This is a genomic window from Pseudomonas sp. Pmew2 (assembly GCF_058129885.1).
The window spans coordinates 2543624-2558268 of the sequence record NZ_CM176702.1 but is presented as its reverse complement, the minus strand read 5'-3'; the positions used below and the strand labels follow the sequence as shown (position 1 = coordinate 2558268).

General features: G+C 58.6%; 16 protein-coding genes. 7 read left to right on the top strand and 9 right to left on the bottom strand.

Annotated features, from left to right (window positions below; genetic code table 11):
* Positions 1-75: 75 nt before the first annotated feature.
* Positions 76-1335, bottom strand: a complete 1260-nt coding sequence (locus tag AC4ANK_RS11485) for an IS256-like element ISPsy17 family transposase (RefSeq protein WP_054082596.1) — start codon at positions 1333-1335, stop codon at positions 76-78.
* A gap of 306 nt (positions 1336-1641) precedes the next feature.
* Between AC4ANK_RS11485 and AC4ANK_RS11480 the strand changes: the two genes are divergently transcribed.
* On the top strand, positions 1642-2898 hold the full coding sequence (locus tag AC4ANK_RS11480) for an OprD family porin (protein WP_031595227.1): 1257 nt from the start codon (positions 1642-1644) through the stop codon (positions 2896-2898).
* A gap of 252 nt (positions 2899-3150) precedes the next feature.
* Here AC4ANK_RS11480 and pcaC read toward each other — a convergent pair whose 3' ends face one another.
* The 8 genes from pcaC to AC4ANK_RS11440 form a co-directional block, all read right to left on the bottom strand.
* The gene (gene pcaC / locus AC4ANK_RS11475) at positions 3151-3549 is read right to left on the bottom strand and encodes a 4-carboxymuconolactone decarboxylase (RefSeq protein WP_002553125.1); all 399 of its coding nucleotides are present in this window, start codon (positions 3547-3549) and stop codon (positions 3151-3153) included.
* Complete coding sequence (locus tag AC4ANK_RS11470) at positions 3546-4907, bottom strand: 3-carboxy-cis,cis-muconate cycloisomerase (RefSeq protein ID WP_002553124.1); 1362 nt, start codon at positions 4905-4907, stop codon at positions 3546-3548. The genes pcaC and AC4ANK_RS11470 overlap by 4 nt, the downstream gene beginning before the upstream one ends.
* Before the next feature lie 24 nt (positions 4908-4931).
* Complete coding sequence (gene pcaK, locus AC4ANK_RS11465; protein ID WP_460382908.1) at positions 4932-6281, bottom strand: 4-hydroxybenzoate transporter PcaK; 1350 nt, start codon at positions 6279-6281, stop codon at positions 4932-4934.
* A gap of 86 nt (positions 6282-6367) precedes the next feature.
* Entirely contained in the window at positions 6368-6970 is a 603-nt protein-coding gene (gene pcaG, locus AC4ANK_RS11460) for a protocatechuate 3,4-dioxygenase subunit alpha (protein ID WP_004665140.1), read from the bottom strand.
* Between the two features lie 11 nt (positions 6971-6981).
* On the bottom strand, positions 6982-7701 hold the full coding sequence (pcaH, locus tag AC4ANK_RS11455; protein ID WP_460382910.1) for a protocatechuate 3,4-dioxygenase subunit beta: 720 nt from the start codon (positions 7699-7701) through the stop codon (positions 6982-6984).
* A gap of 125 nt (positions 7702-7826) precedes the next feature.
* Positions 7827-8756 carry a pca operon transcription factor PcaQ gene (gene pcaQ / locus AC4ANK_RS11450; protein ID WP_002553120.1) on the bottom strand — a complete coding sequence of 310 codons (930 nt, stop codon included), beginning with the start codon at positions 8754-8756 and terminating at the stop codon, positions 7827-7829.
* 52 nt (positions 8757-8808) lie between these two features.
* The gene (locus AC4ANK_RS11445; protein WP_005732565.1) at positions 8809-9051 is read right to left on the bottom strand and encodes a glutaredoxin family protein; all 243 of its coding nucleotides are present in this window, start codon (positions 9049-9051) and stop codon (positions 8809-8811) included.
* 57 nt (positions 9052-9108) lie between these two features.
* On the bottom strand, positions 9109-10179 hold the full coding sequence (locus tag AC4ANK_RS11440) for an acyltransferase family protein (RefSeq protein WP_002553119.1): 1071 nt from the start codon (positions 10177-10179) through the stop codon (positions 9109-9111).
* A 243-nt stretch (positions 10180-10422) separates the two neighbouring features.
* Here AC4ANK_RS11440 and AC4ANK_RS11435 point away from each other — a divergent pair, with 243 nt between their 5' ends.
* From AC4ANK_RS11435 to AC4ANK_RS11410, 6 genes are all read left to right on the top strand, one after another.
* Positions 10423-10737, top strand: a complete 315-nt coding sequence (locus AC4ANK_RS11435; RefSeq protein ID WP_002553118.1) for an ElaB/YgaM/YqjD family protein — start codon at positions 10423-10425, stop codon at positions 10735-10737.
* Positions 10738-10741: 4 nt separating this feature from the next.
* Entirely contained in the window at positions 10742-11134 is a 393-nt protein-coding gene (locus AC4ANK_RS11430) for a phage holin family protein (protein ID WP_002553117.1), read from the top strand.
* On the top strand, positions 11131-11487 hold the full coding sequence (locus AC4ANK_RS11425) for a hypothetical protein (RefSeq protein ID WP_002553116.1): 357 nt from the start codon (positions 11131-11133) through the stop codon (positions 11485-11487). Before AC4ANK_RS11430 ends, AC4ANK_RS11425 begins: the two co-directional genes overlap by 4 nt.
* A gap of 173 nt (positions 11488-11660) precedes the next feature.
* Positions 11661-12992 (top strand): deoxyguanosinetriphosphate triphosphohydrolase, encoded by a 1332-nt coding sequence (locus AC4ANK_RS11420; RefSeq protein WP_002553115.1) that lies wholly within the window; start codon positions 11661-11663, stop codon positions 12990-12992.
* A gap of 250 nt (positions 12993-13242) precedes the next feature.
* Entirely contained in the window at positions 13243-13635 is a 393-nt protein-coding gene (locus tag AC4ANK_RS11415; RefSeq protein WP_002553114.1) for a response regulator, read from the top strand.
* A 357-nt stretch (positions 13636-13992) separates the two neighbouring features.
* Positions 13993-14619 (top strand): response regulator transcription factor, encoded by a 627-nt coding sequence (locus AC4ANK_RS11410; protein WP_005732559.1) that lies wholly within the window; start codon positions 13993-13995, stop codon positions 14617-14619.
* Positions 14620-14645: the final 26 nt, after the last annotated feature.

The following is a 14645-nucleotide window of genomic DNA, read 5'->3' as shown; positions in this document are numbered from 1 at the left end:
GCGCTTCCTTGTTCGGGAGTATCAGTTTTTTTGTGTTCGGGCTGGTTAGGGCCTGCCGTCAGGCAGGCCCTTGTTTTACCAGCTCGGTCTGGTAAATCGGTCCCCGTACAGGATCGCAAATTGATTCATTGCCACTTTCCAGTCGTGTGCCGCATGACCCCAGTTGGCGGTGATGTTGCGCAACCCAAGCCATATCAGTTTCGTCGCGGCCTCATCGGTCGGGAAGTGCCCTCGAGTCTTGATGATCTTGCGTAACTGGGCATTGATGCTCTCGATGGCATTGGTCGTGTAAACCACTTTGCGGATGCCCGCCGGGAAAACAAAAAACGGTATAACCCGATCCCAGGCGCGACGCCATGCAGCAACCACAGTCGGATACTGCTTGCCCCAGGGGCCCGCTTCAAAGGCGTTAAGCTCTTGCTCAGCCACATCTGCATTGATCGCCTGGTAGATCGGCTTGAGTGCTTTGGCCAGTGCCCGACGTTTATCCCAAGCGGCATAGTCCAAGCTGTTGCGGATCAGATGCACGATGCAGGTTTGCAGCGTCGTGGCAGGAAAAACCGCCCCCAACGCCTCCGGTATTCCTTTGAGGCCATCCGTGACGGCGATCAGAACATCTTCAACGCCACGAGTCTTGAGGTCGTTGAACACCTTCATCCAAAACTTGGCACCCTCGGTGCTCTCGATCCATATACCCAGAATGTCGCGCGTGCCATCAGGTAATACCCCCAGCGCCAGATAAATAGCCTTGTTGCACACTAACCCCTCGTCCCGGATTTTGACCCGTAACGCATCGAAGAAGATCACCGGATACATCGGTTCCAAGGGTCGTTGCTGCCAAGTGCCCACCTCTTCCATGACCGCATCGGTGACTGAGCTGATGAAGTCATGGGACACGTTAGTTCCATACTGCTCAGATAGAAAAGCGCGGATCTCACGCACCGTCATGCCCCGGGCGTACATGGCAATTATCTTGTCGTCGAAGCCTGTAAAACGTCGTTCGTGCTTGGGAATCAGGATCGGGGCGAAGCTACCATCGCGGTCTCTGGGGATATCCAGGCGAAGCGGCCCGTCGTCGGTCAGAACCGTCTTGCTGCTTTTGCCATTACGCTGATTGGTCGACTCCTCAGGGCGCTCCGCGCCCTGAGGGTAACCAAGGTGGTGACCCAGCTCGGCGCCTAGCGCACGCTCGATCAGAGCCTTCTTGAACGCCATGGACGCGTCTTGAATGGCTTCGGCGCTCATCGGGCCTTTAACAAACTGCTCGATCAGCTCTTGGGGAATCGAGGGCAACTCCCTCGCTGTTGCATTGGCGGACTTCTTTTTGGTCGGCATACATGCACCTCTAGCTACATGTTATGCCCGAACACAAAATTTCTGACAGTCTCCCTTGTTCAAGTTTCAGCAGCCGGACGCCGTGGCCGAAAACGCCAGAGCACGCCGCCTATGTTTACAGACCCGTATCTACAGACCAGTGAGCATCGCACACACGTTTGCAACGCCCTCCACAAAATGTTCGAACCGGTTCATTAACGTTCGATTATCGCCCGAAACAGTTATTTCACAATTGCACGGCACCTTCCGGCCTTTCACTATCGTAGCCAGCTACACGACTCAATAACTACAAAAAAGGTCTGTTCCATGCGCGCCAATTCCTCCTGCAAACTCCTTTGCGGTCTGTCTGCGGCCATTGCTGCAAACCTGACACCCATCAGCGGCAATGCTGCCGGGTTCGTCGAAGACGCCAAGGTCAATCTGAACCTACGCAACTTCTATATCAACCGCAACTTCGTCGACCCGGCCAATGCGCAGAACTACGCCGAGGAGTGGACGCAGAACTTCATCCTCGATGCCCGCTCCGGCTTCACCCAAGGCACCGTTGGCTTTGGTGTGGATGCGCTGGGCCTTTACTCGCTCAAGCTAGACGGCGGCAAGGGAACAGGCGGCACGCAATTGCTGCCGATCCACAGCGATGGACGCCCGGCCGACGACTTCGGGCGACTGGCCGTGGCGGGCAAGGCGCGCTTCTCGAAGACCGAATTGAAGGTCGGCGAGTGGATGCCCGTGTTGCCGATCCTGCGCTCGGATGACGGCCGCTCGCTGCCGCAAACCTTTCAGGGCGGGCAAATCACTTCCAAAGAGATCGACGGGCTGACCCTGTACGGCGGCCAGTTCCGCGGCAACAGCCCGCGCAACGACGCCAGCATGGAAGACATGTCCTTGAACGGCCGCTCAGCGTTCACCTCAGACCGTTTCAACTTCGGCGGCGGCGAGTACGTGTTCAACGAAAAGCGCACCCAGGTCGGCGTGTGGTACGCCGAGCTTGAAGACATCTACCACCAGCAATATTTCAACCTGCTGCACAGCCAGCCGTTGGGCAGCTGGACGCTGGGGGCCAACCTTGGCTACTTCCAGGGCAAAGACGACGGCCAGTCGCTGGCCGGTGATCTGGACAACAAGACCTGGTCAGCGATGCTCTCGGCACGGCACGGCGGTAACACCTTTTACCTGGGTTTGCAGAAGGTCAGCGGCGACAGCGCCTGGATGCGCGTCAACGGTACCAGTGGCGGGACGTTGGCCAACGACAGTTACAACTCCAGCTTCGACAACGCCAGGGAGAAATCCTGGCAGCTGCGTCACGACTACGACTTCGCAGCCCTGGGCGCACCCGGCCTGACCCTGATGAACCGCTACATCAGCGGTGACAATGTACACACCGGCGCTATCACCGATGGCGAAGAGTGGGCACGGGAAACCGAGCTGGCGTACGTGTTCCAGAGTGGCGCGTTCAAAAGTCTGTCGCTCAAATGGCGCAACTCCACCATGCGGCGTGACTACAACACCAACCAGTTCGACGAAAACCGCCTGATCGTCAGCTACCCGCTGTCGCTGCTCTAAAAACAAAAACGCCGCCACGGTTGATCACTCATCGTTATACAGAAATCTAACTGACTATCGTGCCGACGCTCCGCGTCGGCATGCAGTTCTGGACGCTCTGCGTCCTCTTTGTGGCGCTACGCGCCACGCGCTGGTTCTGCGAGTCAGTGAGATTGAGGCCCGACTTCGTGATAAAACAGCGCTTTCATTTATGGGCAGTGAACGCGGGTAAGGCATGACATTTCGCTGCAGCACTCCTTGTTATGCGACTTTTCAATCCTCCTTCAACGACTCCACGCCCATTTCATCCCACACCGTTTCGGCGAGGTGGAACGTCGCATTGGCCGCCGGAATGCCGCAGTAGATCGCGCTCTGCATCAGCACTTCCTTGATTTCCTCACGGGTCACGCCATTGTTTTTTGCGGCCTTCAGGTGCAGGCGCAATTCGCCCTCGCGATTCATGCCGATCAGCATCGCAATGGTGATCAGGCTGCGCGTGTGGCGCGGCAACCCTGGACGTGTCCAGATATCACCCCAGGCGTGACGGGTAATCATCTCCTGGAATTCTTCATTGAACGGCGTCAGTTTGCTCAGGCTGTTGTCGACATGCGCATCGCCCAGCACTGCGCGGCGCACCTGCATGCCAGCTTCGTAACGTTCGTCTTCGGTCATCGGGAAATCCTTGTGTGTTCAGCCACGGCACGCTCGACCCATTGTCGGGCCTGGCCAAGGTAATGGGCCGGATCAAGCAGACGATCCAGCTCGTCGGAAGAAAACTGCTCACTGACTTGCGGGGTTTCGCCAAGCACCTGACGCAAATGCGCGCCCTGCTCTACCGCACGACGGCAGCACTGTTCGACCAGATGGTGGGCAGCATCGCGCCCGATGCGCTGAGCCAGCGCAATGCTCACTGCCTCGGCGAGCACCAGCCCTTTGGTGGATTGCAGATTGCTCGCCATACGCTCGGCATCGACCTGCAGACCGGGTAGCACCTGCAACGCTTGCTGCAGCGAACCGGAAACCAGACAGCACAGCTCCGGCAAAGTCTCCCACTCGGCATGCCACAGGCCCAGACTGCGCTCGTGCTCCTGCGGCATGGCGGCCAGCATCGTGGCGACCAGCCCCGGTGCGCGGGTGGCGGTGCTGATCATGACCGCAGCACCGACCGGGTTGCGTTTGTGCGGCATGGTCGAAGATCCGCCCTTACCCGGTGCCGAAGGCTCGAAGACCTCGCCCACTTCGGTCTGCATCAGCAGGCTCACGTCGCGCCCCAGTTTGCCGAGGCTGCCGGCGATCAGGCCCAGCAGACCGGCAAACTCCACCAGTCGGTCACGCTGGGTGTGCCAGGGCTGCTCGGGCAACGCCAGTTGCAATTCACCGGCCAGCGCTTCGGCCACCGAAAAGGCCTGGTCGCCCAGCGCCGCGAGGCTGCCGGAAGCACCGCCGAATTGCAGGCACAACAGACGCGGTTTGATCTCGTTCAAGCGCTGTCGATGACGAGTCACCGCGCCCAGCCAGCCAGCGATTTTCATCCCCAGAGTGACCGGCGTGGCCTGCTGCAGCCAGGTGCGTCCAGCCAGCGGCGTGCCAGCATGACGCTGTGCCTGCTCAGCCATCGCATCGGCCAGTAGGGTGAGATCACGCTCAAGCAGCACGATCGCTCGACGCAGTTGCAGAATCAGCCCGCTGTCCATCACATCCTGGCTGGTTGCGCCCATATGCACATAGCGCTCGGCCTCAGCACTGCGCGCGGCTATCTGTTTGCCCAGCGCCTTGACCAGCGGAATCGCCGAATTGCCGGCACTGCCGATGGCAATTGCCAGCGCGTCGAAATCGAACAGCCGTGCGTCGCAGCTCAGTTCGATGTCGGCGACCACCTCGGGCGGGATCAGGCCGACGCGTGCCTGTGCCCGAGCCAGCGCAGCCTCGAAATCGAGCATGCACTGTACCCGGCCTTCATCCGAAAAGATCTCGCGCATTTCGGGTTGCATGAAGTAGGCATCGAAAAGTTGATTGCTCACTCTGTTCACATCACCACTCCAGATTGAAAGGTTTCAGGTAGCGTCCGAATGATTGACCCAGCCCTTGATCAGCACCGCTATCGCGGCCAGGGCAGCCGGGACCACCAGCGCCGTCAGCACCTGTTCGAAGCTCCAGCCCAGGCCCAGCAGTGTGGCACCGGCCCAGGCGCCGAGAATCGCGCCGAAGCGGCCGATCCCGAGCATCCACGACACGCCAGTGGCACGCCCCTGAGTGGGGTAGAAACGCGCTGCCAGTGAAGGCATTGCCGACTGTGCGCCGTTGATGCACATACCGGCCAGCAGCACCAGCGTGGCCAACAAGGCGACATTGCCCAGACTCTGCCCGACCAGCCAGGCGAACACACCCGCCAGCGCATAGGCCAGACCAATGACCTTATGCGGATTGTAACGATCCATTGCCCAGCCGACCCCCACTGCACTCAGCACCCCGCCGAACTGAAACAGCGCACCGATGAACGCCGATTGCTCCATGCTCGCGCCACTGTCGCGCATCAACGTCGGCAGCCAGCTGGTCAACAGGTAGACGATAACCAGCCCCATGAAATACGTCAGCCACAGCAACAGCGTGCCAGCGCTGTATGTACCGGAGAAAATCACTTTCAGCACGTTGCGGCTACTGACCGTTTTCTGCTCGGGAACGCTGAAATCGGTGATGCCAGCCAACGCCTTCGGCGCAATCGGTGCCAGCACTTTGCGAATACGCTCCGCACCGCGATTGCGCACCACCAGAAACCGCGCTGATTCCGGCAGCCAGACCATCAGTACCATCGCCAGTATCAACGGCAGAATACCGCCCAGCATCAGCAGGCTGTGCCAGCCCATGCTCGGGATCAGTTTGGCCGACACAAACCCACCACAGGCCATGCCCAGATTGAAACCACAGAACATGCTGGTAACCAGCAGCGACTTGAGCCGCTCGGGCGTGTATTCCGACAACAACGTGGTGGCATTGGGCATCGCTGCACCGAGCCCCAGCCCGGTCAGAAGGCGTAATACCAGCAGTTGATCAATGTTGCTGCTGTAAGCAGACGCCAGGCTGAACAGACCGAACAGAAACACCGCGAACACCAGCACGACCTTGCGCCCGAACCGGTCGGCCAGCGGGCCGGAACCCAGCGCGCCGAATACCATGCCGATCAGCGCAGCGCTCATCACCGGGCCCAGGCTGGCCCGGTCGATGCCCCAGTCCTGGCTGAGCGCTGGTGCAATGAAGCCCATTGCGGCGGTATCGAGGCCATCGAGAAACACGATCAGAAAACACAGCGCAACCACCCGCCACTGATACCCGGACAGCGGTTGCGCATTGATGAAGGCCTGAACGTCGAGCGTACACGGCACAGGCCGGCTGGCGGAAAGCGTCATGGAGATGTCCTTTTATTTTTATAAGGTCGCCTGCCGATGCAGGCGCCGGGAACGCACGCACATTGATACGCAAATCGACAACCGATTCAGAAATCGAAAAACACTGTTTCGCCTTCACCCTGCACGCGGATATCAAAACGATAGGCCGTTTGCCCATCATGCGTGCAGCGGCGCGCGACCAGCGTTTCGCGACGCGGCGGCTGCTCGATCAGATTGAGCACCGGGTCCTGAGCATTGGCCTGCGCTTCGTCGTCGAAATACAGCCGCGTCTGCAGATGAATATTGATACCACGGGCAAACAGCGAAACGTTGATGTGCGCAGCCATCGGCACCCCGGCCGCATTATGTGCCGAGCCTGGCTTGATGGTCTTCAGAATCCATTGGCCGTCGTCAGTGGTCGCCGTGCGGCCGAAGCCGTTGAACGGCCGCTCCGGATCGAATTCGCTGTGATACGCACCTTGATGGTCGGCCTGCCAGAATTCCAGATACGCATCGCGGATCAGATGACCGTTGCCGTCGAAGACGTTGCCCAGCAGCACGATGTGCTCACCCGGCGCGTCGGGCCTGGCCATCTCGTTCCAGATTTCCAGCTCGCGGGTCGGATTGCCGGCCACTTGCGGTGCCAGACCGATGTGCACGTACGGGCCAGCGGTTTGCGAAGGGGTTTCCTGCAGTAATTGAACGGGCATGTCGGGCCTCCTCAGCAATTTTCGAAGTGTGTCTTGCGCTGGCCGCGCAACACGATGTCAGAGCGGTACGCCAGGCAATCCATTGGATTACCCATCCCCAGATCGAGCCTGGCAATAAGGCTCTGCACGGCGTCCGGGTTGGCGATGGCCTTGACAATCGGGCAGATAGGAATCAACGGATCGCCTTCGAAATACAGCTGGGTGACCAGGCGGGTGGCAATCGACGGGCCGCTGATCGACACATGAATATGCGCCGGACGCCAGTCGTTAGGGCCGTTGCGCCACGGGTAAGGGCCTGGCTTGACGGTGCGGAAGCTGTAATTGCCTTCGCTGTCGGTCAGCGCTCGCCCTACACCGCCAAAGTTGGGGTCGATGGGTGCCAGATAGGCATCGCGTTTGTGGCGATAACGCCCGCCGGCATTGGCTTGCCAGATCTCCACCAAGGTATGCGGAATCGGCTTGCCGTATTGATCACAGACCCGGCCGGCCAGCAGGATGCGCTCACCGATGGGCAGCCCGCCGTTGTTGAAGTTGAGCAGCAGATCGTTGTCGTGCTGACCAAACTTCAAATGCGAGAAATCCGGGCCCGTGGTTTCGGAAATGGATTGCGGGATACTGACCAGCGCCTGACGCGGCGAGCGCAGGATCGAGGTCTTGTAATCAGGTGTCAGGGCTTTGGGGTGCCAGTTTCGGTCACGAATGACGAAGCGGCTATTGTCCGCGGCAGACATGGCGTTCTCCTTGTTTTTCTTATGGGCGCAAGCGTCGATCACTTACGCTACAGGCTGCGGCGAAGTGTCGCGCGATCCATGCTTATAGAAAATTGAAATAAAACCGGTTATCCATAACCAAATGGTTATGCATACTGCGCTTTGCGGTAGGTCTCTCCGACGCCTCGCAGTTCATCCACACACCATTGCGCCGCACGTGTCAGCGGCAGGGCCGGGTTGCTGCACAGGCCGACTGATCCGCCCGGCTCGCGAATACCCATGTCCAGCTCCACCAGCGTGCCGCCTTTCAACTCCAGTAATACGGCATCCAGCGGTGCTATCCAGATTGCATCGCTGCACTGCACATAGCGGCGGCTCAGGGTGAGTGACAGGGTTTCAAGGCGCTGACGCGGCATGCGGATACCGCATTGTACGAAAAGACTGTCGGCAAACTTGCGGATGGTGGTGCCCGCCAGCGGCAACACCAGCGGGAACTGCTCCAGACTTTCAGGCTTGAGCGGCGCCGCCAGTAACGGGTGATCGCTGCGCACCACCAGCGTCATCGACTCGTTGTACAGATGCTCGAACGTCAGCCCCTGAATCTGCGGGCTGTCAGTCATGCGCCCGACCACGAGGTCCAGCTCCCCTACCCTCAGTTGCGACAGCAGGTAGGCACTGGGGCCGGTCATCACGCTGACGATCAACGCGGGGTGGCGCTCGTGCAGACGATGGACCACCTCCGGAACCAACAGGCTTTCAGCCGTGGACAGCACGCCCAACCGTGCGGTAACAGTTTCATGTTCACCCGAGCGCAGGCTACTGACACCTTCACGCAAGGCCTGGACGCTCGGCCCGGCGAAACGCATGAATGCCACCCCCGCCTCGGTCAGCGCCGCACCGCTCTTGCTGCGCACAAACAAGGTGGTGGCCAGCAGTGTTTCCAGCTCCTTGAGACTTTTCGACAGCGCGGGCTGACTGATTGCCAGTACATCGGAGGCACGCGCCAGGCTGCCCTGCCGAGCCACCTCGAGAAAGCACACCAGATGGCGAAATTTGATGCGGGTATCAATATTCAATGCGCGTCGGGTCCGGGGGATAAAGAAGAATGCAGCTCTACGACAATGCCGCTCAACGACTCAAAAACGAAGCTACCTGAGGCGCGTCAAATGGCCAGTCCAGCTCATCCCCGGTGTCGACTCGACGCAACACAGGGACGCGCAACTCGTAACGCTCGAACAGTTGTTCATCCTCGCAGATGTCGACCAGCTCAACCAGCAGGCCGTGCTCGATGGCGAACGGCAGTAAAACCGCTTCGGCAACCTCGCACAGCGGGCAGCCCAGGGTACTGAACAGCTGGCATTCGGGCGGCATGAATTGATCCTCGGCAAATCCTCTACAACCGAAAATTATTCTAGGCGCACCCCGCGATCACGTCGACACCCGGAAATGCGTCTTGCTGAACGCGTTGGCGCGGTCCAGTACCGGTTTCTCGAAACAACGGTAACCGACCCAGCCGTAACACACCGTTGCCGCCATCATCAGCAGCGCGAAAAACAGGTTGTCCAGATAGCTTTCGGGCCAGGCACCGACCAGGCTCCACACCCGCCCGATCACCCCCAACACCAGCAGATGAGACAGATAGATCGTGTAGGACATGTCGCCCACAGCGACCAAAAACCCTGGCACAGCCAGTTGTCGACGTCGTTCGAGCAGGGCAAGGGTCAGTACCAGCAGGCCGAAAGTACCGCCGACCATGAGCATGCGCAGCAAGCCCTGACTGTCGTATAACCGGAAATAACCGATCAGGGGCACGCCCAGCAGCAGCGCACCTCCCAGCGAGGCAAGGACGGCAGCGGTCGGCACGCGCGCGCTGTGCCGACCATAAAAGAACAACGCCAGCGCTGCGCCGAGAATGAATTCAAGGGCGTAGGGATGCAGGATGATCTTCAATGCGGGCGAATAGTCCTGCCAGTCGGCCAGCACGTTAAACACGATGATGATCAGCGCCCAGCCGCCGAGCAGAAGCGGCACGCTGCGTTCACGAAACAACAGAAAGCCGGAGTACACGACGTAGAACCACAGTTCGAACAGCAGCGACCAGGCCACCATCACCAGCAGCACTTTATCGTTGGGCAGCAGCAGGAACGACATAATCAAGTTGGAAGCCCCATGCCCGCTGTTGACCATGCCCGGCTGCACCAGGTACACCGCCAGCGTAATGAAAAAGTACAGCCAGTACGTGGGGTAGATCCGCGACACCCTGTTGAACAGAAAGCGCCGGGCCTCGACCCCACTCTGGAAACGGCCACGACTGACGATCACCATCACGAAACCGCTGATGACAAAGAACAGATCGACACCCAACTGAAAAAAATCGAGCATTGGCGGCAGAAGGATATCGCCACCGGAAAACTTGCTCTCTACCGACATCATGTGAAACAACACCACACCCAGGACAGCTATGCCCCTGAGCCCCTGCAGGGAATACAGCCGCTCCATGCCTCTCTCCATTCAGCTCTCATATCGCGCGCCATGTACGTGATCACGCGTGTGGAGCATAGCCAATGGCCAGAAATACGGAACCCCAATCTTCAACACGTCGCGGTTTTTCCTGACAGATACTTTTGGAGTAAGGTGCAGCGGCAGCACGCAGCCTGATCGAACACCAGACGGCAATCGAAGTGAACCTTCAGGAATCACCTGTACTCGAAACATTCATACGCCCACCAAACGGAGAACATCATGGCCCGCCAAACTGCACAGAATGCTCAGGAAATCCTGAGAGCCGACTTCCAGGTACTGGTCGCCGACACTGAGAAATTGCTGGCGCATACCGCATCACTGGCCGGTGATCAGGCCGATGAACTGCGTGCCCAGATTCGTGAGAGCCTGCTGCGTGCCAAGGAAACACTGAAGACCACTGAAGATTCGCTTCGTGAGCGCGGTGAGGCTGCAGTGATCGCTACCGAAGATTACGTTCAGAACAACCCCTGGCAGTCAGTCGGTATCGCCGCAGGCGTCGGCTTTCTGATCGGTCTGCTGGCTACAAGGCGCTAACATCATGACTCTGGGAACGGAATCAGCACCGCCCGAGGGAACTCCGGGCTCTTCACCGCGGCGTCTTGGCGCTGCTTTCCTTGGCCTGCTGCACACGCACGTCGAGCTGTTCGGCATCGAATTGCAGGAGCAGAAGGCACGTACCGTCAGCCTGCTGCTGTTCGCGGGACTGGCGCTGGTTTTCGGCCTGTTGCTGCTCACTGGGCTCTCGGCCTTGTTGCTGATCGTTCTGTGGGACAGCTATCGCCTGGCCGGTATCGTCGGCCTTTGCACGTTCTACCTGCTGGCCGCCATCTTCTGCGGGCTGCGCCTCAAGGCAGCGATTTTCGATGAGTCGTCGCCATTCCACGCAACCCTTGAAGAGCTGGCCAACGACCGCGAGCGATTGATGCCATGAGTGAACCCAAGTCGCACCAGAGTAATACCCGTCGAGAACTGCGCAAGGCGTTGATCCGCCTGCGCATGGAGATGCACCGTCAGGAAATTCGTCATGAGTCGACGCAACTGCTGCAGCCGTTGCAACGCTTTCGCGGGATCCGCCATGACTGGAAAAGCGCGCTCGGCTTTCGCCACGCGCCACTCTGGGGAGTGGGCTCGGTCGCCCTGCTGGGGTTTCTGAGCGGCAAACGTGCCAAGACCGGACGCACCAGCCTGCTGGGTCGCCTGTTGAAGCTCGGCATCACGCTGACGCCACTGATCAAGGTCGCCATGCAGAGTCGCGCCATCCAGAACCGCAACCGCAGGCTCTGATTACGCCAGACCTTTTGCGTGATTCGAGCCTTGTGACAAATGCCTGCTCCGGTGCTCCGGGGCGGGCATTTGCTTTTTAACACACCCTGTTTCTGTCTGTCCGCGCTTCAGGCCTTGCGGCAGGCATGCCGAACCGGGAAGCTACGGCCAACATTACTGACGGAGTGAACGCCTTGGATTGGCAAACCCTGCTTAACCGCGAACGACTTGGCAAGACACTGCACAGCCCCGAAGAATTAGGGCGCAGTCCGTTTCACAAGGACCATGACCGGATCATCTTTTCCGGTGCGTTTCGCCGTCTGGGACGTAAGACGCAAGTCCATCCGGTGTCCAGCAACGACCATATTCATACCCGCCTGACTCACTCTCTGGAAGTCAGCTGCGTCGGCCGCTCACTGGGCATGCGCGTTGGCGAAACCCTGCGCACTGCGCTGCCCGACTGGTGCGACCCAAGCGACCTGGGCATGGTTGTACAATCCGCCTGCCTGGCACACGACATTGGCAACCCACCGTTCGGCCATTCTGGCGAAGACGCAATTCGCAACTGGTTCAATCAGGCTGCCGGACGTGGCTGGCTCGACGCGATGAGCGAGACAGAGCGCAATGACTTTCTCAATTTCGAGGGCAATGCCCAGGGCTTTCGGGTGCTGACGCAGTTGGAGTACCACCAGTTCGACGGCGGTACCCGTCTGACCTACGCCACACTGGGCACTTACCTCAAATACCCGTGGACCGCTCGCCACGCAGACTCGCTGGGCTACAAGAAGCACAAGTTCGGCTGCTATCAGAGTGAACTGCCAATCCTTGAGCAGATCGCTGGCAAGCTGGGTTTGCCGCAGCTTGAGGAACAACGCTGGGCGCGCCATCCACTGGTTTACCTGATGGAAGCCGCCGATGACATCTGTTATGCACTGATCGATCTGGAGGACGGCCTGGAGATGGACCTGCTGGACTACGCGGAAGTGGAGTCACTTCTGCTTGGACTGGTCGGCGATGATCTTCCGGAAACCTATCGGCAACTGGGCCCTGGCGACTCACGGCGGCGCAAGCTGGCCATCCTGCGCGGCAAGGCCATCGAGCACCTGACCAACGCAGCGGCCAGAGCATTCGTCGAGCAACAGGACGCCCTGCTTGCGGGCACGCTGCCCGGGGATCTCGTGGAACACATGCACGGCCCGGCCAAACGCTGCGTACTGAACGCCAAGGACATGGCGCGCAAGAAAATCTTTCAGGACAAGCGCAAGACGCTGCATGAAATAGGTGCCTACACCACACTGGAAATCCTCTTAAACGCCTTTTGCGGTGCAGCGGTCGAACAGTTTGGCGGCAGGACGCCCTCCTTCAAGCACCGACGTATCCTCGACCTGCTGGGCAACAGCGCGCCGGATCCCAAGGCACCGCTGCATGCATCGTTCCTGCGCATGATCGACTTCATCGCCGGCATGACCGACAGCTATGCCAGTGAGATGGCCCGGGAAATGACTGGCCGCTCCGGACAGATTTAGCCTTGATAAGACCAGCCGAGTACCTGCGCGCATGCAGATACAACGCTGGTCAGACCTGATTGCCTCGCAAAACTCAGACAGGCCCTACATGCATGTCAGACGAGTCCTATCGCAGCTTTTCTTGCATCCCTCAATAATTACAGCCACTTCGAATGCCACTCCGGCTCGTCATCCATCCGCCTGCGATACTAACGGTCCGCACGCCGTCTGCGAGGCCTGAACGTCTCGCCAGGGCCTTTCCGGAAAACTCATGTCCACACACAGCCTGCGCATCCTCCTGGTGGAAGATCACCCGTTTCAACTGATCGCCACTCAGGTGCTGCTCAACAATCAGGGCTATTTTCTACTGACTCCCGCACTCACCGCCGCAGAGGCCATGGCTGCCATGCAACGCAGCCCGGAGCCCTATGGGCTGTTACTGTGCGATCAGTGCCTGCCGGATATGTCAGGCCTTGACCTGATCGACGAGGCAGCCCGTCAAGGCTTGCTGCATCAGGCCATTCTTCTCAGCGGCCTGCCTGATGTACAGCTTGAAAACCTGCAGCAGCTTGCCACGCAGCGCGACCTGCCCCTGCTCGGCTGCCTGAGCAAACCCCTGCATGGACCTGACCTCAGCCGCTTGCTGGGGCACAGCCCTGAGTGACATCTGCATTCCTGTTTCAAGCGACTTCGGAAATGCCTCGCAACTATGTAAACGGCAACTGATGCAAAACCGCGCTGCTTGTGAATTCACGTTCAGTCTCGTAGGAAATCATCAACCCACATGAATGATGATTCCATAAAGTAATAAACACCCCGTGCATCAATAACCAAATACACACCGAAATAAGCATTAACGTTTAAACACACTTGTGTTCAACGTAGGCTTTTACGTACTCCGATACGCTAATTATTGTAGGACTTTTCCTATATATGCCTGCCGAGCAAGTCTCTTTATGTGCCTGCCCGAACATCTGAGCTAAGGTGCGCGCTTTCTTCACTGCTTGTTATGGAATGGAATATGAACTCAGTTTTTATCATCGACGACCATCCGGTTATCCGGATGGCAGTCAGAATGCTTCTGGAAAACGAAAATTACGAAGTGGTGGGCGAAACCGATAACGGCGTCGACGCGATGCAAATGGTTCGCGAATGCATGCCTGACCTGATCATTCTCGACATCAGCATTCCCAAGCTCGACGGCCTTGAGGTACTGGCGCGCTTCAATACGATGGGGCTGCCCTCCAAGATACTGGTGCTTACATCGCAAACCCCCAACCTGTTTGCCATTCGTTGCATGCAATCGGGCGCTTCCGGTTATGTATGCAAGCAGGAAGACCTGAGCGAACTGCTCAGTTCGGTGAAAGCGGTATTATCCGGCTACAATTACTTTCCCAGTCAGGCATTGGCGTGTGCCGTTCGCGAAGACGGGCAGACGAACGAGCTGGAATTGTTCAAGTTGGTCAATGATCGCGAATTGATGGTGTTGCAATTGTTTGCTCAAGGCCGCTCCAACAAGGAAATAGCCAAGGGCATGTTTCTCAGTAACAAGACCGTCAGCACTTACAAAACGCGACTTATGCAAAAGCTGAAAACCAGAACCTTGGTAGAACTTATCGAGATGGCAAAACGCAACGCGCTAGTGTGAGAAACCGGATGCCCACACGCTTTAGA